This window comes from Streptomyces sp. JLBJ103 (genome assembly GCF_058215575.1).
On the sequence record NZ_CM177089.1, the window covers coordinates 835,489 to 861,745 of the forward strand.

20 protein-coding genes are annotated in these 26,257 nt (G+C 71.4%); 9 read left to right on the forward strand and 11 right to left on the reverse strand.

Annotated elements, in window-relative coordinates:
* Positions 1-43: 43 nt before the first annotated feature.
* The 4 genes from AC4BEG_RS03405 to AC4BEG_RS03420 form a co-directional block, all read right to left on the reverse strand.
* The gene (locus AC4BEG_RS03405) at positions 44-7,471 is read right to left on the reverse strand and encodes an SDR family NAD(P)-dependent oxidoreductase (protein WP_490704418.1); all 7,428 of its coding nucleotides are present in this window, start codon (positions 7,469-7,471) and stop codon (positions 44-46) included.
* Between the two features lie 538 nt (positions 7,472-8,009).
* A complete protein-coding gene (locus AC4BEG_RS03410) occupies positions 8,010-8,750 on the reverse strand; it encodes a hypothetical protein (protein WP_490704419.1) in 741 nt (246 codons plus the stop codon).
* Positions 8,751-8,762: 12 nt separating this feature from the next.
* A complete protein-coding gene (locus AC4BEG_RS03415; protein WP_490704420.1) occupies positions 8,763-9,716 on the reverse strand; it encodes an ABC transporter ATP-binding protein in 954 nt (317 codons plus the stop codon).
* A gap of 15 nt (positions 9,717-9,731) precedes the next feature.
* Positions 9,732-11,228 (reverse strand): MFS transporter, encoded by a 1,497-nt coding sequence (locus tag AC4BEG_RS03420; RefSeq protein WP_490704421.1) that lies wholly within the window; start codon positions 11,226-11,228, stop codon positions 9,732-9,734.
* A 247-nt stretch (positions 11,229-11,475) separates the two neighbouring features.
* Between AC4BEG_RS03420 and AC4BEG_RS03425 the strand changes: the two genes are divergently transcribed.
* Complete coding sequence (locus AC4BEG_RS03425; protein ID WP_490704422.1) at positions 11,476-12,087, forward strand: TetR/AcrR family transcriptional regulator; 612 nt, start codon at positions 11,476-11,478, stop codon at positions 12,085-12,087.
* On the opposite strand, the gene AC4BEG_RS03430 is transcribed toward AC4BEG_RS03425, so the two are convergent.
* Positions 12,059-12,745: a lysophospholipid acyltransferase family protein gene (locus AC4BEG_RS03430; RefSeq protein WP_490704423.1), complete on the reverse strand. Its 687-nt coding sequence runs from the start codon at positions 12,743-12,745 to the stop codon at positions 12,059-12,061. The two genes, AC4BEG_RS03425 and AC4BEG_RS03430, sit on opposite strands and share 29 nt — an antisense overlap.
* A 314-nt stretch (positions 12,746-13,059) precedes the next feature.
* Between AC4BEG_RS03430 and AC4BEG_RS03435 the strand changes: the two genes are divergently transcribed.
* From AC4BEG_RS03435 to AC4BEG_RS03445, 3 genes are all read left to right on the forward strand, one after another.
* On the forward strand, positions 13,060-13,722 hold the full coding sequence (locus AC4BEG_RS03435) for a class I SAM-dependent methyltransferase (protein WP_490704424.1): 663 nt from the start codon (positions 13,060-13,062) through the stop codon (positions 13,720-13,722).
* A 350-nt stretch (positions 13,723-14,072) separates the two neighbouring features.
* Complete coding sequence (locus AC4BEG_RS03440) at positions 14,073-16,178, forward strand: S9 family peptidase (protein WP_490704425.1); 2,106 nt, start codon at positions 14,073-14,075, stop codon at positions 16,176-16,178.
* Positions 16,179-16,284: 106 nt separating this feature from the next.
* On the forward strand, positions 16,285-16,836 hold the full coding sequence (locus tag AC4BEG_RS03445; RefSeq protein WP_490704426.1) for a Rieske (2Fe-2S) protein: 552 nt from the start codon (positions 16,285-16,287) through the stop codon (positions 16,834-16,836).
* 21 nt (positions 16,837-16,857) lie between these two features.
* Here the strand turns inward: AC4BEG_RS03445 and AC4BEG_RS03450 are convergent, their stop codons facing one another.
* Complete coding sequence (locus AC4BEG_RS03450; RefSeq protein WP_490704427.1) at positions 16,858-17,469, reverse strand: cysteine hydrolase family protein; 612 nt, start codon at positions 17,467-17,469, stop codon at positions 16,858-16,860.
* Positions 17,470-17,598: 129 nt separating this feature from the next.
* Between AC4BEG_RS03450 and AC4BEG_RS03455 the strand changes: the two genes are divergently transcribed.
* The gene (locus AC4BEG_RS03455; RefSeq protein WP_490704428.1) at positions 17,599-18,084 is read left to right on the forward strand and encodes a pyridoxamine 5'-phosphate oxidase family protein; all 486 of its coding nucleotides are present in this window, start codon (positions 17,599-17,601) and stop codon (positions 18,082-18,084) included.
* Between the two features lie 41 nt (positions 18,085-18,125).
* Here the strand turns inward: AC4BEG_RS03455 and AC4BEG_RS03460 are convergent, their stop codons facing one another.
* A complete protein-coding gene (locus AC4BEG_RS03460) occupies positions 18,126-19,034 on the reverse strand; it encodes a LysR family transcriptional regulator (protein WP_490704429.1) in 909 nt (302 codons plus the stop codon).
* Between the two features lie 74 nt (positions 19,035-19,108).
* Here AC4BEG_RS03460 and AC4BEG_RS03465 point away from each other — a divergent pair, with 74 nt between their 5' ends.
* Entirely contained in the window at positions 19,109-20,116 is a 1,008-nt protein-coding gene (locus tag AC4BEG_RS03465) for a DMT family transporter (protein WP_490704430.1), read from the forward strand.
* Between the two features lie 25 nt (positions 20,117-20,141).
* Here AC4BEG_RS03465 and AC4BEG_RS03470 read toward each other — a convergent pair whose 3' ends face one another.
* Positions 20,142-21,470, reverse strand: a complete 1,329-nt coding sequence (locus AC4BEG_RS03470; protein ID WP_490704431.1) for an aminotransferase class I/II-fold pyridoxal phosphate-dependent enzyme — start codon at positions 21,468-21,470, stop codon at positions 20,142-20,144.
* A 36-nt stretch (positions 21,471-21,506) separates the two neighbouring features.
* Between AC4BEG_RS03470 and AC4BEG_RS03475 the strand changes: the two genes are divergently transcribed.
* Positions 21,507-22,193 (forward strand): pyridoxamine 5'-phosphate oxidase family protein, encoded by a 687-nt coding sequence (locus AC4BEG_RS03475; protein WP_490704432.1) that lies wholly within the window; start codon positions 21,507-21,509, stop codon positions 22,191-22,193.
* Positions 22,194-22,534: 341 nt separating this feature from the next.
* Here the strand turns inward: AC4BEG_RS03475 and AC4BEG_RS03480 are convergent, their stop codons facing one another.
* Together AC4BEG_RS03480 and AC4BEG_RS03485 are read right to left on the reverse strand one after the other, a co-directional pair.
* Complete coding sequence (locus tag AC4BEG_RS03480; RefSeq protein ID WP_490704433.1) at positions 22,535-23,569, reverse strand: EamA family transporter; 1,035 nt, start codon at positions 23,567-23,569, stop codon at positions 22,535-22,537.
* A 31-nt stretch (positions 23,570-23,600) separates the two neighbouring features.
* Positions 23,601-24,212, reverse strand: coding sequence for a Clp protease N-terminal domain-containing protein (locus AC4BEG_RS03485; RefSeq protein WP_490704434.1), 612 nt, complete (start codon positions 24,210-24,212; stop codon positions 23,601-23,603).
* A 217-nt stretch (positions 24,213-24,429) separates the two neighbouring features.
* Between AC4BEG_RS03485 and AC4BEG_RS03490 the strand changes: the two genes are divergently transcribed.
* Both AC4BEG_RS03490 and AC4BEG_RS03495 read left to right on the forward strand, forming a co-directional pair.
* Positions 24,430-25,059 carry an HAD domain-containing protein gene (locus AC4BEG_RS03490; protein ID WP_490704435.1) on the forward strand — a complete coding sequence of 210 codons (630 nt, stop codon included), beginning with the start codon at positions 24,430-24,432 and terminating at the stop codon, positions 25,057-25,059.
* Between the two features lie 30 nt (positions 25,060-25,089).
* The gene (locus AC4BEG_RS03495; protein WP_490704436.1) at positions 25,090-25,518 is read left to right on the forward strand and encodes a type II toxin-antitoxin system Rv0910 family toxin; all 429 of its coding nucleotides are present in this window, start codon (positions 25,090-25,092) and stop codon (positions 25,516-25,518) included.
* A gap of 78 nt (positions 25,519-25,596) precedes the next feature.
* On the opposite strand, the gene AC4BEG_RS03500 is transcribed toward AC4BEG_RS03495, so the two are convergent.
* Positions 25,597-26,256, reverse strand: coding sequence for a PadR family transcriptional regulator (locus AC4BEG_RS03500; RefSeq protein WP_490704437.1), 660 nt, complete (start codon positions 26,254-26,256; stop codon positions 25,597-25,599).
* Position 26,257 lies beyond the last annotated feature (1 nt).

Consider the following 26,257-nt stretch of genomic DNA (forward strand, 5'->3'; position numbering starts at 1 on the left):
GGTGCTGTGTCGGTGCGGTATGCGGAAGATCGTCCGGGCGACGTCAGAGTGTCAGGACCTCGAGACCCTCGGCGTCCTCCGCCGCGCCGTCGTCGGTCGCGACGACGCTTCGGACGGTGAGCTGCCGCCAGATCAGCTCCACCACGTCCGTGACCGTGCTGCCGCCGAAGAGGAAGTGCGGCGGTACGTCGGTGGCGAAGTCCGACAGCAACCGGTTCCGGAGCCTGACCGCCATGAGCGAGTCGAGACCCAGCTCGTTGAGACGTACCCGGGAGAACGTCGGCCGCAGCTCTTCACGATCAGCGGAGCTGAGGCCGAGCAACTCCCCGACCCGCTGCAGCAGTTCACCGAGTACGGCCTTCCGCGCGGCGGCCGGATTCCGTAGATCGAGCACGGGTGCGGACGCCACGTCCTCCGCGGCCTCCTGTCCCTCATGGCGGGTCGCCACGCGCTCGGCCGCAGGTTCCCGCACCAGGTCGCCGAGCAGCGTGTACGGCAGCCGCTCGGTCACGGAGTTCGCCCATCGGGGCCAGTCCACTTCCGCCACGCCGGCCGAGGTGGCGCTGTCGGAGATCAGCGCGTCAAGCGCGGCCAGCGCCCGGTCCGTGCGGATGCCTGTGATCCCCCGCTGCGCGAGCCGCGCCAGGAGTGCGGGGCGAGCCGCCATCCCGGTCTCGGACCAGGGGCCCCAGTTGACACTGAGCGCCGGCTTCCCCTGATCGTGCCGGAGCTGGGCCAGTCCGTCCAGAAAGGCGTTGGCGGTCACGTAGTTGGACTGTCCCGGCGATCCGATGAGCGACGCGAGCGAGGAGAACAGCACGAACAGATCGAGGTCGAGGTCCTCGGTCGAGCGGTGCAGATTCCAGGCACCGCGTACCTTGGGATCCAGCACCCGGGCGAACCGCGCCCAGTCGAGTTGCTCCAGGGAGGCGTCGTCACCGACGCCCGCCGCGTGCACGACGCCGCGCAGCAGCGGCAGTTCACGGCGGGCCCGGCCGAGAAGCTCCCGTACGGCGTCGGCATCGGCGACGTCAGCCTGCCACACCTCCACCCGGACACCCCGGGCGCGCAGAGCGGTGACCGCGGCGGGCTGCCCGGAGGGCGGGGTGCGGCCGGTCAGCAGCAGATGGCGAGCGCCCTGACCGGCCAGCCAGGTCGCGACGGCCAGGCCCAGGCCGCCGCATCCTCCGGTGACCAGATAGGTGGCGTCCTCCCGGATACGGACCGGCTCCGTCGGCCGTGCGGCGGACGTCTCCCGGATCCGTGCCTCGTACCATCGGCCGCCGCGCACCGCGAGATGGCCGCGGCCGGGCAGGCCGGCTGCCCGGCCGAGGACCTCGCTCAGCGGCTGCGTGCCCGCCGGATCGAGATCGACCTGGACGCATTTCAGGTCCGGGTATTCGGCGACGACGGCCCGGGCCAGGCCGGTGAGCGCGGTCTGCGGGAGAACTACCGCTGTCCCGCCATCGGTTACCGCCATCGCGCCCGCCGAACAGACGAGCACCTCGGGACGGCCCGCCGCGAACTCGCGGAGGAAGGACTGCAGCACGCCGAAGCCGCGCCGCGCGAGGACATAGGTGTCCTCAACCGGGGATCCGGAGCCCGTGGCCGGTCCGCCGTGCAGGATCAGCCCGGCGATGCCGTCCGTTTCCCCGCGCAGTGTGGCGAACAGCCGAGCGATGTCCTCGGGGCGGTCCTGATCGGCGTGGCGCAGGCCGGGCTGAGCGGGCTCGTCGGGGCCCACGACCAGGCCGACGGCGGGAATGCCGACACCGGCCAGCTCGTCGCACCAGCCCCGTAGCGCCCGCTGATCGGCCCCGCACACCAGCCAGGTGCCCCGTCGCGGGGCGGCGTCCGTCTCCGGTGCACGCTCGCTGAGCGGAAGCCAGGTGCTCGTGTACCGGGGCAGCGGCGGACCGGCCGGACGTGCGAGCGCGTCGGCGGTGACCGGCCGCAGTCGCATTCCCTCGATCAGCGCCAGCGGCACGCCCTGCTCGGAAACTATGTCCAGGTCGAGCAGCAGGTCGCCCGAGCCATCGACGGTGCTCCGGCGCGCATGGGACCACACCTGAGCCGGGAGCCGGCCGTGGACGGTGATCCGGTCGAGGGCGACTGGGAGCAGAAGTTCTTGGTCGCCCTCCATGAGGGCAGCGGCCACATGGAAACAGGCGTCGAAGACCACGGGGTGCAGCCCGTACGCGTCACCGTCCGTGCCCGCGTCATCGGCCCGGATCTCGCCGAGCGCCACGCCCTCTCCCTGCCAGAGCCGTCGGACCGCCCGGAAGGTCGGCCCGTACTCGAGCCCGCGCTCGCGCAGCACGTCGTACAGCGCCCCGGGGCTCCGCTCGGTCATCCGCCGCCGCAGCTCGTCCAGAGCGACCGGGTCGGGGCGCGGGCCCCTCGCGGGCGTCGCCGAGTCCACCGTGGCGTGCTCGGTCCAGCCCTGCGCGTGCTCCGCACGGTGGAAGCAGCGGACCCGGTGACTGCCCGCACCCTCTTCGACAAGGGTCTGGACGTCGACCCGCGTGGTGTCCTGGAACGGCACGAGCCTGTTGAAGGTGAGGTGCTCCAGTGTCCAGGACCCGGCCCCCGCGACCTCGCTGAGCACCGCGAGCGCCCCCTCGGCCATCGCCGCCGCGGGCAGCACCGGTGTGCCCCAGACCCGGTGCTGGTCGAGGAACCACGGTCGCCCGGCGTCCAGATTCCCCGTGAACCAGCGGCCTTCCGTTCCGGCCAGGTCGACGGAAGCGCCCACGAGCGGGTGACCCGTACTCCCCCGCCTGGTGTACCAGTAGCGGTCGGTGGCCAGCGGGTACGGGGGGAGGGACACCGGCGTGGGCGGGGATACGCGGTCACCGAGCCGTTCCCGCAGTACGCCGGCCCAGTCGACGGACCCGCCCCGTACGTACCACTCGGCCAGTCCGCGCTGGAACGTCAGGTCGTCGAGGTCGTCGCGGTGCAGACTGGGCAGGCAGACGGAGCCGGGCAGCATGCGTCCGGCGAGCGGGCTGAGCACCGGATGCGGCCCGCACTCCACGATCGTGGCGCAGCCGAGCCGGGCAAGGGCACCGAGCGCGTCCGCGAACCGCACCGGCTCCAGGGAGTGGCGGGCGAGGTAGCGGGCGGAGAGCGTCTCCACCGGTTCGCCGGTCAGATTGGACAGCAGCGGAATCCGCGGCGGCCGGAAGGTGACCGTGGCGGCAAACCGCTCGAACTCGCCGATCGCGTCGGCCATCAGCGGTGAGTGGAAGGCCCGGGTGCCGGTCAGCCGGGTGACCCGTGCGCCGCGCTCCCGCCACCGTTCGGCGGCTTCGGCGCACTCGGCCTCGCCCCCGGACACCACGGCGTCCTCGGGCCCGTTGTAGGCCGCGACCGTGATGCCCCGTCCGGGTGACAGGTCCCGCAGCAGTTCCGTGACCAGCTTTTCGTCGCCGTGCACGGCGTACATCGAGCCCGGGGAGGCCAAGTCCTGCATGCAGCGGGCCCGTTTGACGACCAGCCGCAGGGCGTCGTCGAGGCTCACGGCCCCCGCCACACAGGCCGCTACATATTCGCCGAGACTGTGCCCGAGCACGTAGTCGGGACGCAGGCCACACACCTGCCACATGGACGCGAGCGCGTAGTCGACGATGAACATCGCGGGCTGTGCGTACAGCGTCGGATCGAGGTCGACCTGCTCGCCCGGGGCATCGCACAGCGTCGGCAGCAGCGAGGAGCCGAGTTCGGCGCGAACGACCGCGTCGCAACGGTCGACGGCCTCGCGGAAGGCGGCGTGCCGGAAGTACAGCGCCTTGGCCATACCGCGGTACTGCGCGCCCTGTCCGGTGAACAGGAAGGCCACGGGGCCGCCGCCCCGCCGGTCGGCGATCCCGGCGACCAGCTCGGGAGACGTCTCACCGCGTCCATGGCACGCCAGCACCTCCGCGGCCTCCTCGGCGGACCGGGCGAGTACGGCCAGCCTGTGGTCGTGATGGGCACGACGTGCCCCGGCGGTGTGGGTGAGCGCCGGCAGTGGCAGGTCACAGGCACGCCCGGCGGTGAGGAGGTCCACATAGCTCTCGGCGAGCTGCCGCAGAGCGGCATGGCTCTTGGCCGAGATCGGCAGTGGCGACCACGCCGTGTCCCCGCCGAGGGCCACCGGGGTCTCCTGGCGCGGGGACTCGGAGAGGATCACATGGGCGTTGGTGCCGCCGAATCCGAAAGAGCTGACGGCGGCGGTCCGCTCAGTCCCGCTGTCCGGCCACGGTGTGGTGGCGGTGGGGATCCGGCAGCGCGAACCGGCCAGGTCGATGTACGGGTTGAGCCGGCTGAAGTGCAAGGACGCGGGGATTTCCCGGTGCCGCAGGCACAGCGCGGTTTTGATCAGGCCGATGATCCCGGCCGCCGCCTCCAGGTGCCCGATGTTGGTCTTCACCGATCCCAGCCACAGGGGAGTGCCCGTGGCCGCCCCGTAGACCGTGCGCAGTGCTGCCGTCTCGATCGGATCACCGAGACGGGTGCCGGTGCCGTGGGCCTCGACATAGCCGATGCGCTCCGGTGGTGTGCCGGCCGCGGTGAGCGCGGCCCGGATCACCTCTTGCTGGGCCGGTCCATTCGGTGCGGTGAGTGTGTTGCTCCGGCCGTCGGAGTTGACGGCGGATCCGCGTATCAGCGCATGGGTTCGGTCTCGGAGCTGGAGGGCATCGCTGTGACGCCGGAGAACGACAACACCGCAGCCTTCGCCGCGGACATAGCCGTCCGCGTGGGCATCGAAGGTCTTACATCGCCCGTCGGGCGCCATCATCCCGGCCTCGGCGAACACGGCGGTCGCCGCGGGGTCGAGCAGCAGATTGACCCCCGCGACGATCGCGATGTCGCATTCGCCGTGACGAAGGCTGCCGCATGCCTGGTGCAGGGCGACCAGGGAGGACGAGCAGGCCGTGTCGACGGCCTGGCTCGGACCGCGCAGATCGAGGAAGTAGGAGACGCGGTTGGCGGCGATGCTCAGGGCGGTGCCCGTACCGTCGTGGGCGCCGCCGTCGGCGCCGTCACGGGCCTGGAGTTGCCGGTAGTCGTTGGTGCTGATCCCGATGAATACTCCGGTGCGGCTGCCGGCGAGGCTGTCCGGGGCCACGCCCGCGTCTTCCAGCGCTCGCCACACGGTGGTGAGCAGAAGGCGCTGCTGCGGATCCATGCTCTCGGCCTCGGCGCGCGAGATCCCGAAGAACCGCGCGTCGAACTCGTCGACGCCGTCGATGAAGCCGCCCCAGCGGGGCTCGCCGTCGTCGAAGCGGTATCCGAGCCGCGCACGCCGCGCGGGTGTCTCACGCACCGCGTCACGGCCCTCGACCAGCAGCGCCCAGAACTCCTCCGGCGAATCCGCGCCCGGCACCCGGCACGCCATGCCGATGATGGCCGTCGGTTCGGCGACGGGGGACGAATCCCGTACGGTCGCGACGGCGCCGGCCACCGCGGTCGACTCCGGCGCGTCCGGAGCGAGCGCGTCCGCAAGCCGCGCGATGGTGGGGTGGTTGTACATCTCGCCCGGGTCCACCGGCCGGCCGAGGAGCTCGGACAGCTCACCGGAGAGTCCGACCAGCGACACCGAGTCGAGGCCGATCGCGCCGAACGGGGCGGTGACCGGGACATCTGCCGGTCCGATCCTCTTCAGCTCGGCGATCCGCCCCGCCAGCCAGGCGATCAGGGTCGGCCGGGAGAGCGCCGGGGCATCGGTCCGCCGCGGCCGTGCGGAGGTACGAGCGGGCCCACCGGGTGCCGGGGAGGTATGGACAGGACGCAACTCACCCGTCAGATGCAGTTGTTTCGTGGTCTGGCGGCGCACCTTTCCACTGGAGGTCAGCGGGAGCTGAGCCGGGCGCAGCAGGACGATCGTCTCAGCCACCAACTCGTGTTCCTCGGCGATCGCGAGCCGCATGGCGCGCGCGACCTCCTCCGGGTCGGCGTCCCGGAAGTGCGACCGCGACAGCTCGCTGACGACGACCAGACGCTCTTCTCCGTCCGTGTCCACGGAGAACACGACGCCCTTGTCCCGGGTGAGCGCGGGGTGTGCGTCCGCGACGGTCAGTTCTATGTCGTGCGGGTAGTGGTTCGTACCGCGGATGATGACAAGATCCTTGCGGCGGCCCGTGATGTAGACGTGCGCGCCGAGGCGCGCTCCCAGGTCGCCTGTACGCAGATAGGGACCGCGGCCGTCGGCGAGCCGTGCGCCGAACGTCCGCTCCGTCTCCTCCGGCCGTTCCCAGTAGCCAGGGGTGACCGTCCTGCCCGCGAGCCAGATCTCACCGGAGGTGCCCTCTGGGCACGGCTCGCAGGTGTCCGGGTCGACGATCACCAGCTCGGTGTCGAGCGACACATCGCCATTGCTCGGGAGCCGTCGGCTCCCGGCGGAACCGTCGGGCACTGTCTCCAACCGTCCCTGGCCCAGTGCGTCGATGTCGAAGGAGGTGATGGTCAGCGGATCCCGCCGGCCGCGGACGGTCACCGCGAGCGTCGACTCGGCCAGACCATAGGCCAGGTTGAACCGTTCGGCGCTGAACCCGAACGGGCCGAACTCGGCCCCGAACCGCTCCATCGACTGCGGGCGCACCGGCTCGGCCCCGATCATGAACAGTCGCAGGCTCGACAGGTCGAGGCCGGCCCGCTCCTCGGGGCGGACGCGGTCACAGCACATGTCCAGGGCGAAGTTCGGGCCGAAGGTGATGGCGGGCCGGTAACGCGTGATCGCCGTGAGCCAGCGCAGCGGGCGCTGGACAAAGGCGACCGGCGCCATCATCACGTTCGTGGAACCGAGGGTGAGTGGATAGAGCAGGCCGGCGACCAGGCCGAAGTCATGGAACATCGGCAACCAGGACAGTGATGTCTCGTCACCGGAGAGCTCCAGCGATTCATTGAGCAGTCGCAGCTGATGGATCACATTCGCCTGGGTCACCATGACACCGCGCGGGGCGCTGGTGGAGCCGGAGGTGTACTGGAGATAGGCGATGGCGTCGGGGGCGAGAGCGGGCCTTGCCCACTGTGTGGGGTCCGACGTGGCGAACTCTTCCACGGGTACCACCGCGCAGTCCGCGGGAAGTTCTGCGCGCAGGGCCGTGGCGCGCTGCCCGGCCACCACGGCGAGCTTCGGGGCGCAATCGGCCACGATCCCCTCCACCCGGGCGCCATGCCTGCTCTTGTTGGGAGGGAAGGCGGGGACCGCGATGGCGTTGGCGTACAGACATCCCAGAAAGGCCACGGCGTACTCGACGCCCTGGGGGAGCAGGATCAGGACGCGCTCGCCTGCGAGCCCCTCGGCCTGGAGGCGGGCGGCGAAGCCGCGGGCACGGTGGTCGAGCTGGGCGAAGGTGACCGTCTCCGCTTCGCGCTCGCCCTCGTCCAGAAAGACAATCGCCGCCTTGTCGGGCAGGCTACGCGCGTGGTCCTGTGCCGCTTCGACTACCGATTCGACATCCCACACGTGATGATTCGTTGCCATGCTTCCTCCTGCCCGGCCACGTGTTCCCCGTGACTCCCCGAGAGCTTGGCTGCGCTTTTCCTCGCGAACTCAAACGGAATACATGAATCCCCAGAAGCAAGAAGCAGCTGGCGGTTTCATTCAGCGTTTGCCCGAATCATTCAAAAAATTTCGGAAGGGCCGCCGCCAAAGGCCGGACAAGGGCCGCTTAATTCAACGCAATATCACCCAGAAGAGCCCGATCACAGGCCAAGATATGCGGAATAAGCGCGTCCGAATATATTTAGGTCGGCGATGCGCCGGACCACATCTCCCCGTTGCATGCAAGCATGATAAACATATCCCCTTCCCCCGTTTAGCAAATTCCACCCTGCCAGGCACCCCTGGGCAATGTCAAGCGCTTTTCTCTACGATCACGCCAATTGCCAGTCCATTGCAATAACAGCATTCAAAGAAAAGGAATCCGTTGCACCGGTAAAGCCCTTCCATGCAAAACGCTCGGCCGGGAAACCCCGGCCGAGCGTCGCGCCACGCTGCCGACAACAGCCGGCAGTCGAGGTCAGGTGAGATCGTTCCGCATCGACCTCCCGTAGGCGTACACAAGGACGGCAAGGGTCCAGACCCCGAACACGGCGGCGCCCTGGCCTGCCGACAGCAGGCCGTCCTCGGGAATCTGACGGAGCGCTTGGGCGGCTTCGCCCGGAAGCCACTGGCCGACCGACGTCGACGCCTCGAAGACAATCGGTTCGAAGACAATCAGCCAGCCGAGCGCACTCACGATGGCCACGACCTGATTACGGGCCACCGTGCCAATGGCGACTCCCAGTACGCCGAAAATGGCAGCGGAGGCGACGGCGCCGCCCAAAGTTGTCCAGATGAACGTCCGGCCGAGCGGGAGCGTCTCTCCGTCAGTGGCCAGCCATATCCACATGGTGGCCAAGGTGCCCAGTGAGGCGACGACGCCGAACACGGCGCCCACCACCGAGAACACGGCCAGTTTCACACCGAGCACTCTGCCGCGCCTCGGCTCCGAGATGAAGGTCTGGTCCGACTGCCCGAAGCGGAACTCGCCGGCCATACCGATGATTCCGGCGACGGCCACCAGGATGGATCCGCTGCCGACGGCATGCAGATCTCCGCGCAGCGCCTCTTCGCTCACCAGGGAGATATCCCGGGCGTTCGACAGGACGATGGCACCGATGGTGGCCGCGATGGCCAGCAGCGTCGTCCCTCCCAACAGCCACCACATCGTCGGCATCGCGCGCAGCTTCCGGATTTCACTTGCGATCAGGCGATTCATTCACTGTTTCCTCTACTGCGTGGTGTCCACGCCCGACGCGGTCAGCTCCAGGAAGATGTCCTCGAGCTCCGCCTGCTCCTCGGCCAAGTGGTGCAGGGCGACCCCGGCCGCCTGGGCGAGTTCCCCGACCTCGGCCGCGCCCAGGCCGTCGACCCGCAGCCCTCCGCCATCGGGCAGCGCGGCGGCCCGGCCTCCCGCGGCGCGGACAGCGTCGGCGAGATCCTCCGGCTGCGGGCTCTTGACCAGTACGGTCCGGGCGCGGTGGCTCACGAGTTCGGCCAGGCTGCCCTGTGCGACGAGCCGGCCGCGGTGCAGCACCACCACACCGTCGGCGATGGCGTCGAGCTCGGCCAGATGGTGGCTGGAGAGAAAGACGCATCGGCCGCGGTCCGCCAGAGCGCGCAGGAAGTCGCGCAGCCAGAGCATGCCCGGAGGATCCAGCCCCTTGGCTGGCTCGTCGAGCATGAGGACCGGCGGGTCACCGAGCAGCGCCGCCGCCAGCGAGAGCCGTTGATTCATGCCCAGGGAGAAACCGCCGACACGCCGGTTGGCGGCGTAAGCGAGATTCACCAGTTCCAGGACCTCGTCGATCCGCCGCGGCGCGATACCCGAGGCGGCGGCCAGAATGCCCAGATGGGCTCGCGCCGTATGACCCGGGTGCGCACCGGGGCTGTCCAGTGCCACGCCCACCACCGACCGGGGATTGGGGATGTCACGGAGCCGGCGACCGCCGACCAGTGCCGTCCCCGAGGTCGGTTCGATCAGCCCCAGCAGCATCCGCATCGTGGTGGTCTTGCCGGCGCCGTTCGCTCCGACGAAGCCGGTGACCGCCCCCATCGGCGCCTCGAACGTCAGGTCCCTGACCGCGTAGAGCTCGCCGAACCTCTTGGTCAACTGTCGACATGCGATGCCCGGCCCGTCGCCGAGGACACCGTCAACGCCCTGGAGTTCCTTGGTTGTTCGCATAACCCTTTCCGATGGTCAGCCATGGAAGTGCCCGTGTCCGCTCCGGCGCTTCCGCGTACCGGTGGGGTCGACGGGGGGCCGGTAATTCGGCATGGTCACCGCGGCGAGAAGCGCGAAGCCGAGCGTGACGGCAGCCGCGACGAGAAAGCCGCGGTGCTGCCCCGCCAGGGACTGGAGCGCCTCGCTGTCGGCTGTGGCTGCGGCGGACGCGGTCGAGAGCACAGCTACGCCGAACGCACCGCCGATGTCATGGGCGGTCATGTACAGCCCGGAGGCGCTGCCCGCACGGTCCGGGTCTATGTCGGCCATGGAGGTGACCGACAGGACGACGAAGGTGAGACCGAGCCCGAAGCCGAGCAGCCCGAATCCCGGCAGCAGGTCGAAGGCGTAGTCGGCGGTCCGAGGCACCGTCGCCAGGTGGAGGGCGCCGACGGCCGCTACCACGAGCCCGATGACGCAGGCCCACTTCGCGCCCAAGTGGTTGAGGATCGCCCCGCCGACGTGAGCGGCCAGGGCGATGGCCAGCACCATGGGCAGCAGTGAGACCCCCGTCTCCAGGGGGGACGACCCGATCGTCGTCTCGAGGAGGAAGGTGCCGAGGAACAGGGCCCCGACGAGAGTGATCGTCGCGCCGAAGATGCCCACGGTGCCGGCGGCCAGGGACCGCTCGCGCCAGAGCGCCGGCGGCACCAGGGGACGGGACGTGTGCCGTTCGACAGCGGCGAACGCGAGAAGCAGCGCCGCACCGGCCGCCAGCAGCGTCGTCGTACGAACCGACCCCCAGCCGTGCTGGGCAGCACCGCTGATGCCGTAGATGATGACCGCGAAGGCGGCGGTCCCGGTCACCGCGCCCAGGATGTCCAGTTGCTGCCGCTGAAGGGCCCGGCCGCCGCGGGGCACGAGCCATACGCCCGCCACGAGGACGACGATTCCGATCGGAAGGTTGATGAGGAATGCCCACCGCCAGTCGAGCCAGGTGGTCAGCGCGCCGCCCACCAGCAGTCCGGCGGCGGCGCCGCCACTGGCGATGGCTCCCCACGCACCGAGGGCCTTGGCCCGTTGAGGTCCGGTATAGGTCCTGGTGATCAGCGAAAGAGCGGCGGGCGAGAGCAGCGCGGCCCCCACCCCCTGCGCGGCACGGGAGATGACCAGCACCACTGAGGTCTGGGCAAGGCCGCTGGTGAGTGAGGCGATGGTGAACAGCGACAGCCCGGCGAAGAACGTCGGCTGCGGCCCCAGCAGATCCGAGAGCCGCCCTCCGAGCAGCAGCAGGCCACCCGTGATCAGCACGTAGATGGAGACGACCCACTGCAGGTCACCAGCGCCGAAACGCAGATCGCCCCCGATGGCCGGAAGCGCGACATTCACGACGGTGACATCGAGCGCGACCATGGCCTGGGCGCCGGCGAGGAGGAACAGCAGCGTCCAGGGAACGCGACGACCGGGGACCGAGTCACCGGGTGGTGCGGTGGGTCCGGCGCCCGGTGCCGGTGGGTCGTGGTGGACCGTCACCGATCGGAGTCCGAACGGGGCCCGTGGCCGACACCGTTGCGCTTCTTGCTCGTCAGGTGCTTGGCGCCGAATGCGAGCAGAACGATGATCCCGACGATCGCGATGCCTAGGTGAAGCGATTCCATTGGGATACTCCCGGCTAGTATGAGCATGTGCTCATCGAGGGTATGAACGGTTGCTCATACCTGTCAAGTGATCTTCCCTCCGCGCCGCGTCCACGCGGCCCGGCCTGCGTTACGCTGCATCTGTGTCTCCCCGTGGTGTGGCCATACCAGAGCTTCGTGACCACCTCTTCCGCGCTGCCGAACAGGTCCTGGTGCGGGAGGGGCCCCAAGCGTTGACCGGACGCGCGATCACCCGTGAGGCCGGCTGCGCGACCGGCCTTCTCTACAACCACTTCGGCGATCTTGAGGAGTTCCTCGCCGAACTGGTCGTCCGGCAGTTCCGCGTCCAGGCGGAGACAGCCGCCGGGCTCCCGGCCCGGGCCGGGAGCGGCACCGTCATGGGGAATCTGACCGGCGCCGCGATGTCGCTGTTCGAATCGACGACCCTGGCGATCGCGAACCTGGTCATCGCCAGGCCCAGCCTCCGTCCACGCGTCGAAGCCGCGCTGGCGTCGGGGGCTCCTGGCCTCCCGGAGGTGACCACCTCGATCGCCGCCTATCTGGATGCTGAGAAGCGCGGCGGCAGGGTGGCTCCCCGGGCCGACTCCCAGGCGATCTCCCTGGCGCTGATCGGAACGGTGCACCATCTGCTGCTCACCGGCCACACGGGAGAAGCCTCCGTGTACGAGCTGGTCGACCGCCTGGTCCGCACCCTCATCGCCGGAGTCACCGAGCCTGCCGACGACGGCGGCTGAGGTCACCCTCCTTTCGGCGCGGCTCAGCGGATGAGCGCGGCACGCGTGGCGCGAACGAACTCGGCGGTTCCTGCCCCCGGATCTCGCCCAGCAGATCCCGCACCCTGCCCATGATCAGGTCGGTGACATCGCGCAGGGTGTCCCGGTCGGCGGGCCTGTCGCGGTAGGGGCTCAGATCGATCGCGTCCCCGACGCGGTAGACCACCCGTTTCCGCGGAAAAGGGCGGAACTTCCGTCGGTACTGGTCGTAGATGTCTCGCGTCCCCCAGCGGGCCACCGGGATCACGGGTATGTCGTGTTCGAGAGCCAGCCGGGCGACCCCGGTGTACGACCGCATCGGCCAGCCCTCGGGATCGCGGGTCAGCGTTCCCTCCGGATAGATGAGAACCACTTTCCCGTCCCCGATGACCTGAGCCGCGACGCGGAGGCTCTCCACGGCCCCCGCCGAGCCCCGGGACACCGGAATCTGGCCTGTCGACTCCAGCAGACGGCGGACGACGGGGCGTCTCCACAGCGTGTGCTTGGCGAAGAACCGCGGCATCCGGCCCGCCTGATAGACGAAGATCGCGTCGTACAGGGGATCCAGATGGGAGCAGTGATTCAGGACGACCAGGGCTGGGCCGCGTAACGGGATCTCGCCGGTCACTCCAGGGCTCACGCGAGCGAGCGCCCGAGTGGTCAGGCGGAAGAGTCCTGCGACCACCCGGATCCCGGCGCTTGTGTCTTCTCTCCGCCGCGCCATCGTCGACTCCCCCCAAGAACCGTCAGAGGCCGCAACCCTAGAGCTCTCCCGGGATTCGGGCACGCCTCTTTCCGCGCCGCGTCGCGTCACCGGAGCCGACGGGGCGTGTCGGCCGTGATCGAGTTGCGGGATCGGCCACGCTCAGGCGTGTGCGGCTTGGCGGGCGGTGACATCGACTCGGCCGAAGTCGTTACCCAGTGGGATCCAGTGACGACAGGGAAAGGTGGGCCATGGAGCTCGCACGCTTTCTGCACGGCCGCGCGGACGCGCGGACCTCTGGTCTGACCATCGCGCACGGACGCGGATACGAGATCTTCAGTTCGGTGTTCTTCGCGGGCCGACGACGTGGCGTCTTCCAGCGGCTGGCGCGGCTCAGCGGGGCCCAGCCCGGTGATCGTGTGCTCGATGTCGGCTGCGGTACCGGCTACCTCAGCCGGCTCATGGCCGACGTCGTCGGTCCCTCCGGCACCGTCCTGGGCATCGATCCCTCACCCGGCGTCGTCGCCCACGCCCGCCGCCTGACCCGTCAGGCTCACTGCACCTACGCGGACGGGATCGCCGAGCAACTCGACGCGTCCGACGGTTCGTACGACGTCGTGACCACTAGCCTGATGATCCATCACCTGCCCGAACGGTTGCGCGGCCGTGCGATCGCCGAGATGATCCGGGTACTGCGCCCTGGCGGGCGCGTCCTGGTCGCCGATTTCCGCCCCCCGTCCGGACACGTCGGCCGCCACCTGATCGGCGCTGTCACCGGCCCGGCGATGGAACGCAACCCCGTCCATCTACTCCAGGGCCTGGTCCGCGATGCCGGCTTCGTCGACGTGGTCACCGGTGACCTCCGGCCGTGGATCCACTATGTCCAGGCCGGGAAACCGGCGGATGCCGCATGACGCCGGGACGGTTGCTCCGTGCCGCGGCGCTCGCGCTCCTGCCCATCGGCCTCGCACTCCACCTATGGCTCGGTTCCAAGGCGGGTCTGGGTGTGGCGGCGTTCGGGCTTGTCTGGCACGTCGGAGCCGGAGCGCTTGGAATACGCTGGTGGCGCAGGCGTCGTCGCGCGGGCGACGAGACGTGAGCCGTGCTGCCGCGGGGAGATCAACACCCACCGTATCCGCGCAGACCCCTGTGGCCCTGGCGTGACGGACGTCCCACCTGGACTTCCCCTCTCGGATCCCCGGAACGATGGTCAGGGCTGTCCTGTCCACGCTCAAGGGAAATCCGGCATGGCATAGTCCCCCGCATGGATGCCTCCCAAGTCTCCGCCGCCGTACGCGGCTTTCCGCGCCGGCTGGCCCGCACCCGCCGCTTCGCCCTCGGTGTGCCACGGCAGTTCAGTGTCTCGCCGGACGGGGAGCGCGTGCTGTTCGTCCGCACCGGTGGTGGCACCGATCCGATCAGCCTGCTGTGGCTGTACGAGACCGGCGGCGGTGGCGGTCCGGACGGGGCGGAGCGGCTGCTGGCGGATCCACGGCGGCTGGCGGGCGGCGGCGCGGTCCCGGCGGCCGAACGCGCCCGGCGCGAGCGGACCCGGGAGCTCTCCGAGGGCGTGGTCGGCTATGCGGCCGACCGTGAACTGCGGGTCGCGGTGTTCGCGTTGGGCGGGGCACTGTGGGCGGTGCGCACCGACGGCGGCGCCCCGTTCCCGGTGACGGCGGCGGGCCCGGTGACCGATCCCCGCCCCTCCCCCGACGGACGGCTGATCGCCTATGTGACGGGCGGCGCGCTGCACGTCGTCGGCCTCGACGGCGCCGGGGACCGCCCGCTGGCCGTGCCGGAGGAGCCCGAGGTGACCTACGGGCTGTCCGACTACGTCTCGGCCGAGTCCATCGGGCGGCTGCGCGGCCACTGGTGGGCGCCGGACGGCAGCGCCCTGCTCGTCGCCCGGACCGATCCGAGAGCGGTGGGGATCCGCTATCTCACCGATCCGTCGGATCCGTCCCGGAAGCCGCGCGCGCTGCGCTATCCGGCGGCGGGCACCGCCAACGCCGAGGTGTCGCTGCATCTGGTGACGGTCGACGGGCGGCGGACCGAGGTCGACTGGGACCGCACGGCGTTCGAGTACGTCGTGGACGCGCGCTGGGACGCCCATGGTCCGATGGTCACCGTGCAGAGCCGGGACCAGCGCGCGGTGCGCACCCTGGCGGTGGACCCCGCCACCGGGGCGACCCGGCTCCTGGACGAGCGGCGCGATCCGGCGTGGGTGCATCTGGTGCCCGGCACCCCGGCCCGTACCGCCTCCGGCGTGTCGGTCGGGGTGGCGGAGCGGGACGACACGCGGGGTGTGCGGATCGGCGAGGCGCTGTCCCCGCCGGGCCTCCAGGTGCACGAGGTGCTGGGGGTGGACGGGGAGCGGGTGCTGTTCACCGCGAGCGAGGAGCCGTCCGAGCACCATGTGTGGTCCTACGCACCGGGCGCGGGCTTCGTCCGGCTCAGCCAGGAGCCGGGGGTGCACCACGGCGCGGCGGGCGGGCCGACGACGGTGCTGGCGAGCCTCACCCCGGACGGCGGGTCGGTGACCGTGCTACGGAACGGCGCGCCCGCCGGCCGGATCGCCTCGCTCGCCGAGGAGCCTGGGCTCACGGTCGCACCCGAGCATCTGCGGCTCGGTGAGCGCGCCCTGCGCGCCGCGCTGTATCTGCCGTCCTGGTACGAACCGGGCGCGGGGAAGCTGCCGGTGCTGCTCGATCCGTACGCCGGGGCGGGGGTCCAGCAGGCGGTACGCGCCCGCGGCTGGTGGGCGTGTGTGTCGCAGTGGTTCGCCGAGCACGGCTTCGCGGTGCTGGTCACCGACGGCCGCGGCACTCCGGGGCGCGGTCCGGCGTGGGAGAAGGCGATCCGGGGCGACCGGTTCGGCCCGGTGCTCCAGGACCAGTTCGACGCGCTGCGCGCGGCCGCCCGGCACTGTCCGGACCTGGACCTCGAGCGGGTCGCGATGCGCGGCTGGTCCTTCGGCGGCGCGCTGGCCGCGGCGGCCGTACTGCACCATCCGGACATCGTGCACGCCGCCGTCGCGGGCGCCGCGCCGACCGACCGGCGGCTGTACGACACGCACTGGGAGGAGCGCTTCCTCGGCCACCCGGACGAGGAACCGGAGAACTACACGCGCAACTCCCTGCTCGGCCACGCCCACAAGCTGCGCCGCCCGCTGCTGCTGATCCACGGGCTCGCGGACGACAATGTGGCCCCCGCCCATATGCTGCGGTTCTCCGCGGAGCTGCTCGCCGCCGGGCGTCCGCACACCGTGCTGCCGCTGCCCGCCTCGTCCCATCTGCCGACGGACGAGGCGGTCACCGAAAACCTCCTCCGCTTCCAGCTGGACTTCCTCCGGAAGGCGCTCGCGGTCTGAGCGCCTTCCGGGTGCCGTCCGCGCGCGTCCCGAGCGCCCTCTGAACAAAGGGACCGCCCTTTCCGTATGAAAGGGCGAATCGTCCCCATGACAGGGAGGCACCACCATGACGCAGCCGGCCATCACCGGGCGGGGTTCCACCCGTCGTGCCGTCGTCTCCGCCGCCGGAGCCGCCGGACTCGCCGCAGCGCTCACCGCGTGCGGCAGCGACGACAGCGGGTCGGGCACGCAGGGCGGGGGCAGTGTTCAGGACGCGGGCTCCGGACAGCCGTCGCAGGGCGGCCAGGCCGGCGCCGGTGACAGCGGCGGAGCGGGCGACTCCGGCGGAGACAGCGCCTCCGGCGGGGCCGGCGACTCCGGCGGAGGCGGGAGTACGGAGCTGGCCAAGACCTCCCAGACTCCCGAGGGCGGGGGCATGGTCTTCAAGGACCACAAGGTGGTGGTGACCCAGCCCAAGGCCGGGGAGTTCAAGGCGTTCTCCTCGATCTGCACCCATGCGGGCTGCTCGGTCGGCGATGTGACCGGCGGAACCATCAACTGCCCGTGCCACCAGAGCAAGTTCGACATCACCGACGGCAGTGTGAAGGGCGGTCCGGCCACCAAGCCCCTGCCCGGCGCGCAGATCAAGGTGCAGGGCAGCGCCATCTGGATGGCCTGACGGCTCACCCGCCGGACGGCATCACCCGCCCCAGCTCGAGATCACCTCGTCGGCCGTGGTGACGGCGGCGACGAGGGAGAGGGTGTGGCGGACCATCGCCGGGGTGTACGAGGCGGGCACCCCGGCGATCGCGTCCTCGGGCACCACCGCCGTATAGCCCAGGTTGACCGCGTCGAAGACGGCGTTGGGAATGGCGACGTTGGCCGACACCCCGCAGATGACCAGGGTGCGGCAGCCCAGATTGCGCAGCAGCGCGTCCACCTCGGTCCCGGCGATCGGCGACAGCCCGTGCAGCCGCCGTACCACCAGATCCTCGGCCGCCACCGGGACCGGTTCGGCGACGCGCACCGCGTCGCTTCCGGCGAGCTGCTGGACCGGCATCCGCTCGGCGGCCCGGAACAGCCGTGCGTTACGGCTCGCGGCCCGTCCGTCGACGCGCCGCTCGGCCACCGCGTGCAGCACCTGTACGCCCGAGTCGTGGGCGGCCGACACCAGCCGGGCGACACGCCCGAGCGCTCCGGATTCCCGTGCCGCGGCGGCCAGTTCGGGCAGGGCGCTGTCCGGGCCCACCACACCGCGCTGGCATTCGACGGTCAGCAGTGCGCAGTGCCCGGGTGCCAGGAGATCGCTCAACCCGGTTGCTTTTCGGGGTGGTTCGGATGGGGGTGTGGTCACGGCGCGGGAGGCTAGCGGCCCTTGCTTGTGGAAGGAAGAGCCTCCATCCTGTGGCGCACCACTTCAGCCAGGGAGGTGCCGGAAGGCATGGCCGTCACCCAGCGGCGGGGCCGCCGCATCATGATGACCCGGGACGAGCTGGACACCTTCCTCGCCGAGCAGCGCGTGTGCCGGGTGGCGACGGTGGGCGCGGACGGGCGGCCGCATGTGAGCCCGCTGTGGTTCGGCTGGGACGGCACCGCGCTGTGGCTGTACTCGCTCAACCGCAGCCGCCGCTGGGCCCACGCGAGCCGCGAGCCGCGGATCGCCGTGGTCGTCGATGACGGGCACGAGTACGGCGAGCTGCGCGGCGTGGAGCTGTCCGGGGCGGCGGTGGCCGTGGGCGAGGCCCCACGCTCCGGCGCGCCGTGTCCTGAACTCGACACGCCGGAGCGGCTGTTCGCCGCGAAGTACTTCGGGCTGGACGCCATGCCGTACGACGGCCGCCACGCTTGGCTGCGGCTGATCCCGGACACGATCGTCTCCTGGGACTTCCGCAAGCTCCCCGGGAACCGGCCGGACGGCGGAGGGTGAGCGGCCCGCCGCACGGCAGGACAGGGCCTAGGTGACAGGGCCTAGTCGCCGATCTTCTCTCCCACCGAACGCAGCACCTCCACGGCCGCGCGGATCGAGGGCCGCCGATCGGCGTCGGCACGCCAGATCGCGTAGATGTGCCGCAGCATGGTGGGCGGGCTGACCGGCACCATCCGCACCCCCGGCGGCACCGGGCCACGGCCCAGCCGCGGCACCACGGCGACCCCGAGCCCGGCGGCGATCAGCGCGAGCTGGGTGTGGTGCTCCCGCGCAGTGTGCCGGACCCGGGGCTCGATGCCCTTGCTGCGCAGGGTCACCATCAGCCAGTCGTAGCAGAACCCGCCCTGCGGCCAGGAGATCCACTCGTCCTCGACGAAGTCCTCCGGCTCGACCGCGAACCGGTCGGCGAAGGGGTGGTCCGCGGGCATCGCCACATCCACCGGGTCGTCCATCAGCGGTGCCTTCACCAGCCCGTCGGGCATCGGCAGCGGCTTGTTGTACCAGTCCAGGACCACGGCGACGTCGATGTCGCCCCGCACCACCGCGGGCACCGACTCGTCCGGCTCCATCTCCTGCAACCGGGCGCGCAGCTGGGGGTGCTCGGTGCGCATCCGAGCCAGCGCCTCGGGGAAGAGGCCGCGGACGGCGGTGGGGAAGGCGCCGAGCAGCAGCTCGCCCACCGCGTGTCCGCGCTGTGCCTCGAGATCCGACTGGGCCAGCTCCACCTGGGAGAGGATGCGGGCCGCATGGTCGGAGAGAAGTCTTCCGGCGTCGGTGAGGCGCACTCCGCGGCCGTTCTTGGCGAGGAGCTGCTGTCCGGTCTCCCGCTCCAACTTCGACAGCTGCTGGGAGACGGCGGAGGTGGTGACGTGCAGCCCTTCGGCCGCGCCGCTCACGGAGCCGTGGCGGGCCACGGCGTGGAGGGTCCGTAGGCGATCCAGGTTCAACATGTAAGCAATCCTACGCGATGCCTGGTATGAAATATCGCTTGTCCTAAGAGGTTCTCGCGCCGCACAGTGTTGCCATGACCACAGCTCCCACCCCGACGACCGCCCCCGCCCCGGTGGTCCCGGACGCCTCCCCCGCGCCGCGCCGACCGGTGCTCGACTGGCGGATCCGGTTCGGGCTGCTCTCCCTGATCTGGGGCTTCAGCTTTCTGTTCATCAAGGTTGGCAACGAGGCGTTCGCACCGCTCTACGTCACCCTGGGGCGGATGCTGTTCGGGACGGCCGTGCTGTTCACGGTCCTGGCGGTGAAGCGGGAGCGGCTGCCGCGCGGGGCGCGGATGTGGGGGCATCTGGCGGTGTCCGCCTTCTTTCTCAACGCCCTTCCGTTCTCGCTGTTCGCCTACGCCGAGCTGACCATCCCCTCGACCCTCGCGGGCATCTGCAACGCGACATCTCCCCTGTGGGCCATGCTGCTCGCCGTGGTGGTGGTCTCCGACGACCGGCCGACCCGCCGACGGGTCGCGGGCCTGGGCCTCGGCTTCATCGGCGTCTTGATCGTACTCGGCGCCTGGCAGGGCTTCTCCGGGCAGGACCCGCTGGGCACCGTGCTGGCGCTCGTCGCCTCCGCGAGCTACGCGGTGGGCTGGCAGTACGTCCGGCGCACGCTCACCGGCGCCGGCGCCTCCCATCTGTCGATGGCCGGCACCCAGTTGCTGCTGGGCACGGCGCAACTCGCCGTGGTGACACCGGTGTTCGCGTCGACGCCCCACTCGTTCCCGGCACTGCCGCTGCTGTCGGTGCTCGCCCTCGGCGCGCTGGGCACCGGGGTGGCGTTCCTGATCCAGTACGGCCTGGTGGCGGAGGTCGGCCCGACGACCGCCATGATGGTGACCTACTTCATCCCGGTGATCGCGACCGCCGCCGGCGTGGCGATCCTCGGTGAGCACCTCACCTGGAACACGCCGGTGGGCGCGCTGGTGGTACTCGCGGGCGCCGCGCTGACCCAGAGCGGACCGCGGGGACCGCGCGAGCCGCGCCCGAAGACCGCGACTACTGCGACAACCGCGACAACCGCGAAGGCGTGAGCCCGGCGGCCGTGCCGCCGCCCGCTCAGTCGAAGCGCCCCGCCGGGGCCGGTCCCGTCGCCGCCGCCAGCGCGCCCGCGACGGGACCGATGTCCCGCATGCTCAGCGCCGAGACCGTCAGCCGCACCCCCTGCGGCGACGCCACCCGGAAGCGCGCCCCGGGCGCGACCGCCCAGCCCGCCTGAAGCAGCCGGGTCACCGCGCCGGTCTCGTCGGCGACCGGCACCCACACATTCATCCCGCTGCGGCCGTGGGCGGCGATGCCCCGCTCCCGCAGGGCCCGCACCAGCGCTCCGCGCCGCTCGCCGTACGAGGCCGCCACCGCCCTGGGATCCACCGCGCCACCGCGCCACAGCTCGACCACCGCCTCCTGGAGCAGATGGCTGACCCAGCCGGGGCCCAGCCGCTGACGGCCGCGCACCCGGTCCAGGGTGACGTCGTCACCGGTCAGCACGGCGAGCCGCAGATCGGGGCCGTACGCCTTGGCGGTGGAGCGCACCAGCACCCAGTGCTCGGTGCCGCCCGCGAGGGGGTGCAGCGGCAGATCCACGATGCCGTGGCCGTGGTCGTCCTCGATCAGCAGCACCTGGGGGTGACCGGCGAGGACGTCCCGCAGCTCACGGGCGCGCGCGGCGCCGATCGCCGCGCCGGTCGGGTTCTGCGCCCGGTCGGTGACCACCAGCGCCCGCGCCCCCTGGCGCAGCGCCCGCTCGACCCGTTCGGGCAGCGGTCCGTCGTCGTCGACCCCGACGGGGACGGGGCGCAGTCCGAGCGCCGGGATGATGTCGAGCAGACTGCCCCAGCCGGGGTCCTCGACCGCGACCGCGTCACCGGGCCTCAGATGCGCGGTGAGCACCCGCTCGATGGCGTCGAGCGAGCCGGAGGTGACGGCGACGGGCCCACTCGGTACGCCGTCGGCGTCGAGGGCGGCACGGGCCAGTTCGGCCAGTCCGGGGGCGACATCCGGCGCACCGTAGAGCGTCGGACGTTCGGCGGCGCGCGCCGCGGCCGCCGCGAGCGCCTCGCCGAGCGGGGGCAGCAGTGCCGGGTCGGGGTTGCCCGTACCCAGGTCGCGCGCGTCCGCGGCCTCGACCCGGATCCACTCACGGGGCGTGCTGGCCGGGCGCGGGCGCACCCGGCTCCCCCGCCGACCCGCCGTCTCGATCACACCCCGGTCGCGCAGCACACGATAGGCGGCCGCGACGGTATTGGGATTGACCCCCAGCCGCTCCGCCAACTCCCGCAGCGGCGGGAGCAGTTGGCCCGGCGGCAGCGCACCGGCACCGACCGCGCGCTCCACACTGCCCGCGATCTCGGCTGCGCGCCGACCCTCGATCGGATATTCTCCTAGCACAAACCCTATTTTGCACTAGTGCAATGGAGGACGCAAATGACCGCGCCCGCCTCTCCGGACGCCTACGCGGCCACCGACCGGACCGTGCCGACCCGCGCCCGCGAACGCGCCACGTACGACCGCGAGGTGGTGCACGCGATCCTCGACGAGGGCTACGTCTGCCACCTGGGCTTCATACGCGACGGCGCGCCCGTCGTGCTGCCGACCCTGTACGGACGGGTCGGTGAGAGCCTCTACGTCCACGGCTCGACCGGCTCCCGTCCGCTGCGTACCGCGGCCGCCGAGCGGCCCGGGGACGAGGAGCCGGGGCTGGAGGTGTGTCTCACCGTGACCCATGTGGACGGCCTGGTGCTGGCCCGCTCGGCGTTCCACCACTCCATCAACTACCGCTCGGTGGTGGTGCACGGCACCGCCCGGCCGGTCCTCGACCCGGTCGAGCGCGCCGCCGCCCTCGACGCGCTGGTGGACCACGTAGTGCCCGGCCGCGCCGCCGACTCCCGCCGCGCCAACGCCAAGGAGCTGGCCGCCACCGCCGTACTGCGCCTCGATCTCGCCGAGGTCTCCGCCAAGATCCGCTCCGGCGGGCCCAACGACGACCCCGAGGACTTGGAACTCCCCTACTGGAGCGGAGTGTTGCCCGTCGCCCGCACCTACGGCGCGCCGGTTCCCGCCGACGATCTGGCGCCCGGCACACCCGTGCCCGGCTATCTCACCGGGCACTGACCGGTCCGGGAAGAACGCCACAAACCGGAGTCGGCGCGTCGGCGCACCGCCGCGAGGCTCACCTGACGCCCCGGGGCGAGTAGCCCACCGGAGCTCCTCCGATGGGCCAGGCCCTGTCCGGCGGGTCTTATCGGGCTCGCGACGCCTGACAGCGCGCCCCCAGCCAACGCTGGGAGGTGCCCCCTCACCAGACGCCGCGGGCTGCTCCTCAAAGACCCACCGGACAGGGCCTAGTCGCCCCGGGCGGCACAGTCAGTCGCATGCCCGGATGCTGTCCCGGGCTCCCAACACCCGTCCGGCCAGGCCACGTCGTGGATGGCGGAGGACCGTGGCCGAACGCCTCAGCGCGGGGTCGGGTCCTCCGCGGACAGCCGCCGGTCGGCGTCCGCCGGGGCCGGTTCCGGTATCGCGCCGGACGCCGCGACCGGTTCACCGGACGCCGCCTTCGGCGCCGAGGTCTGCGCGATCAGCGCGCCCGCCAGCACCACCACACCGCCCACGACCTGGACGGCCCCGAGGTGTTCGTCCAGCAGCACCCAGGCGAGCACGGTCGCGATGACCGCCTCCAGACAGGCGACCACCCCGGCCACCTGCGGGGAGAGCCGGCGTACCGAGAGGACTCCGGTGAGATAGGCGACCACCGTGGCTACCAGCACGATCCAGGCGAGCAGCAGTATCGCGGGCACCCGGGCGCCGCCCAGGCCGCCCAGTTCGGCCCGGCCGGTCAGTACCGACCAGTCCATCTGCCAGGGGCGGCCCACGACGGTCAGCATCGCGGCGCCGATGAGGAGGCCGTAGGCGATGACACCCAGAGGGTCGGCCTGGTCCTGGCCGTCGCTGCCGTGGTCGGAGAGGACGAAGTAGCCGACCTGGCAGCAGGCCGCGCCGAGGGCGAGCAGCAGTCCGACGGCGTCGAAGCGCAGCCCGGACCACACCTCCACCACACAGGCGAGTCCGCCGACCGCCAGCACCACACCGACCGCCGCGGCCCAGCTGACCGGACGCCGCTGGACGAACCGGACCCACCCCAGCACCAGAGCGGGCGCGAGGTATTCGACGAGCAGGGCGACGCCGACGGGGATACGCGAGAGCGCGGCGAAGTAGCACGCCTGTACACCCGCGACGGCCAGCAGTCCGAATCCGACCAGCAGGGCTGGGCGCCGGGTGAGCAGACGGCGGTGGTACCAGGCCACGGGCAGCATGACGAGGGCCGCGCCCATCACCCGCAACCAGGTGACCTGGAGCGGTTCGAGCCCCGCCTCGATCAGCGGCTTGGCGGCGACCCCCGATCCGCCGAACGCGAGAGCCGACACCAGGGCGAGCCCCAGCGCCGCGTTCCGTTCCTGACGTCCACTCTGACCTTGCGATATGTGCACCGGGACATCATGTCAGCTCTGGTCAGGACCGTCATCCCGTTGACTGCTGGCAGATCTCTCCGTCCACGGTCATGACCAGGACCTCCACATCGATCCCCGCCCGGCGCAGCACCTCCACGGCCCGGCAGCCCCGGTCGCGGAGCAGCGCGGCGAACAGATCGGGGCCGTCGGCGTACGCCACACCGCGGGCCGCGGCCCGCCGGACCGCCGCCTCCAGGGTGACCGCCGCGGCCGGTGACCAGCCGGGCGCGGCCCAGCCCGGCCACCCGGGACGGTTCCGCCCCCCGGTCACCGCCGGCGCACTGTCGCCGTCCCGCACCCCCGTCCCCGTCCCCGCCGCCACCACCGCCGGCCCCGCGCCGGACTCCTCGACCGCGCCGCTCCACCGGAGGCCGTAGCCGATGGTGCGCTGCACCAGATAGCCGAGCAGCCGCACCACCTGCGACGGGCCGCCCGGACACGCGTCCCGCACCCGTGGGTCCGACTCCACCAGGGAGTGCAGCAGATGGGCGGTGTCGATGTGCTTGTCCCCGTCGCGGAACGCACGTCTGCGGGCACCCGCGACCACGGCGGTCAGGCACCCGCCGAGCCGGTCGTCGAATCCGGCGGCGGCCGCGCCGGTGGAAAGGGTACGACTTCGCACACTCTTACCCCATCAGTCCCGATGGGGTCGGAGCATCCCCGTCGGGAAGCATGTGCGCATCCCACCGTAGTTGGGTGCCGATGGCCGGATCTCCTCCTCGGGGAGGAGGGGTTCGATGACAACGGCGTGCGGGGTACTGCAACCGCCGCCCCTCCACCGGACGTCCCTCACTGGCAACCGCGCCTTCCGCCACGCGACGCCGCAGCAAAGGAGTCCGATGACCGACCGGCCGCTGTTGTTCCTGGACATCGACGGTGTACTCAACCCGGTGCTGCCCGCCGAGGGGTTCACCGGGTACACCATCCTCGACTTCACCGTGCTGCTCTCGGCGACCCACGCCGACTGGCTGCGCGAGCTGTCGGAGCGCTATGAACTGGTGTGGGCGACGACCTGGGAGCACGAGGCCAACCGCCATATCGCGCCACTCCTTGAACTGCCGCCGCTGCCGGTCGTCGAGTTCAGCGGCTACCAGGAACAGCCGGGCGACCCCAAGCTGCCCCTCCTGGAGCTGCTGACCGGCCGGAAGTGGGCGCCGATCCTGCGGCATGCGGCGGGCCGCCCGTTCGCCTGGGTGGACGACGTCATGCCCGAGCGGCTGGTGCGCCGCTCCCGCTGGCGGCGGGATCAGTTGCTGGTACCGGTGGAACCGGGGCGCGGGCTGCGCCGCCACCATGTCGACCGGCTGCTGGAGCGCCCGCCCGCACGGCGCCGGCTCCCACTGCCGCCGCGCCGCTCAGCCGCCGCCAGGACGTCCGGATCTGATGCACCGTCAGGCTTGAGGGTTGAGGCCCCCGGGACTACGGTGCGCGATGCCGCCGGGGCACCCGAGCCACGGCGCCCGGCGTAGCTGCCGTACCGCCCACGGAAGGGATCCCCCATGGCCGAGGCCAGCGCGCAGGCACGGATCGAAGCACCGGCCGAGCGGATCTGGGCCACCCTCACCGACCCCTCCTCGTACGGGGACTGGAACGCCACCCACACCGGCTTTCCCCAGGGCTGCCCCGAACGCGTCGATACGGCGACCACCTACTCGGAGAACATGAAGCTCATGGGCTTTCCCGCCGAGGTGAACTGGACCGTGGAGCGCTGTGAACCGGCCCGGCTGCTGGCCACCCGGGGCAAGGGCCCGATGGGGGTCAGCCTCGGGATGCGCTACACACTCACCCCGGACGGCGATGCCACGACGGTCCGGATCGACGGGCAGTTCACCGGGGGCGCGGTGACCCTGATGGCCGCGAAACTCAAGGAGTCGGCGACCAGCGCGCTCGAGGAGTCACTGCGCAGGCTGGGCGCGCTCGTCGGCTGAGACCCACCACTCGCAGACGGGGGCCGAAGCCCATCGGCCCCGGCCCCCGCCCTTTCCGTGCTGTGCCCCCCTACGGCATCAGCGCTCACCGCTCGCGGCGCCGTCGCCGCCCTCGCCACTCTCGCCGCTCTCGTCGTCCTGCTCGGCGAGGATCAGATACATCCGCTTGCGCGACTCATTGATGACGGCGATGGCCTTCTTGCGCTGCTCGGGCGTACCGGTCTTCCAGACCTGCCCGAACGCCTCCATCAGGCCGAACCCGGCCTGCCGGATCTCCTGCATCGCCTCCCAGTCGATGCCGCGCCCGGCCTCCTCCCAGGGGGCCTGCGCTCCGGCGTCGGCCTCGGTACGGCCCTCCTCGGTGAGCGCGAACAGCTTCTTGCCGCCCTCGCTCTCGCTACTGATGAGCCCTTCGTCCTCCAGCAGCTGAAGGGTCGGGTAGACCGAACCGGGGCTCGGCTTCCACGCTCCTTCGCTGCGCTCGGCGATCTCCTGGATCATCTCGTAGCCGTGCATCGGGCGGTCCTTGAGCAGGGCGAGGATCGAGGCGCGCACATCGCCGCGCCGCGCCCGGCCCCGAGGGCCCCTGCCGCCGGGCCCGCCCCGGCCGCGGCCCCCGAACGGAGGCCCGCCGAAGGGCGGCCCGAACGGGCCGAAGGCCGCGCGCCGCTCCTCGCCGTCGCCCCGGCCCCGGTGGCCCGGTCCGCAGTGTCCATGTCGGTGTCCTTGGGAACGCATC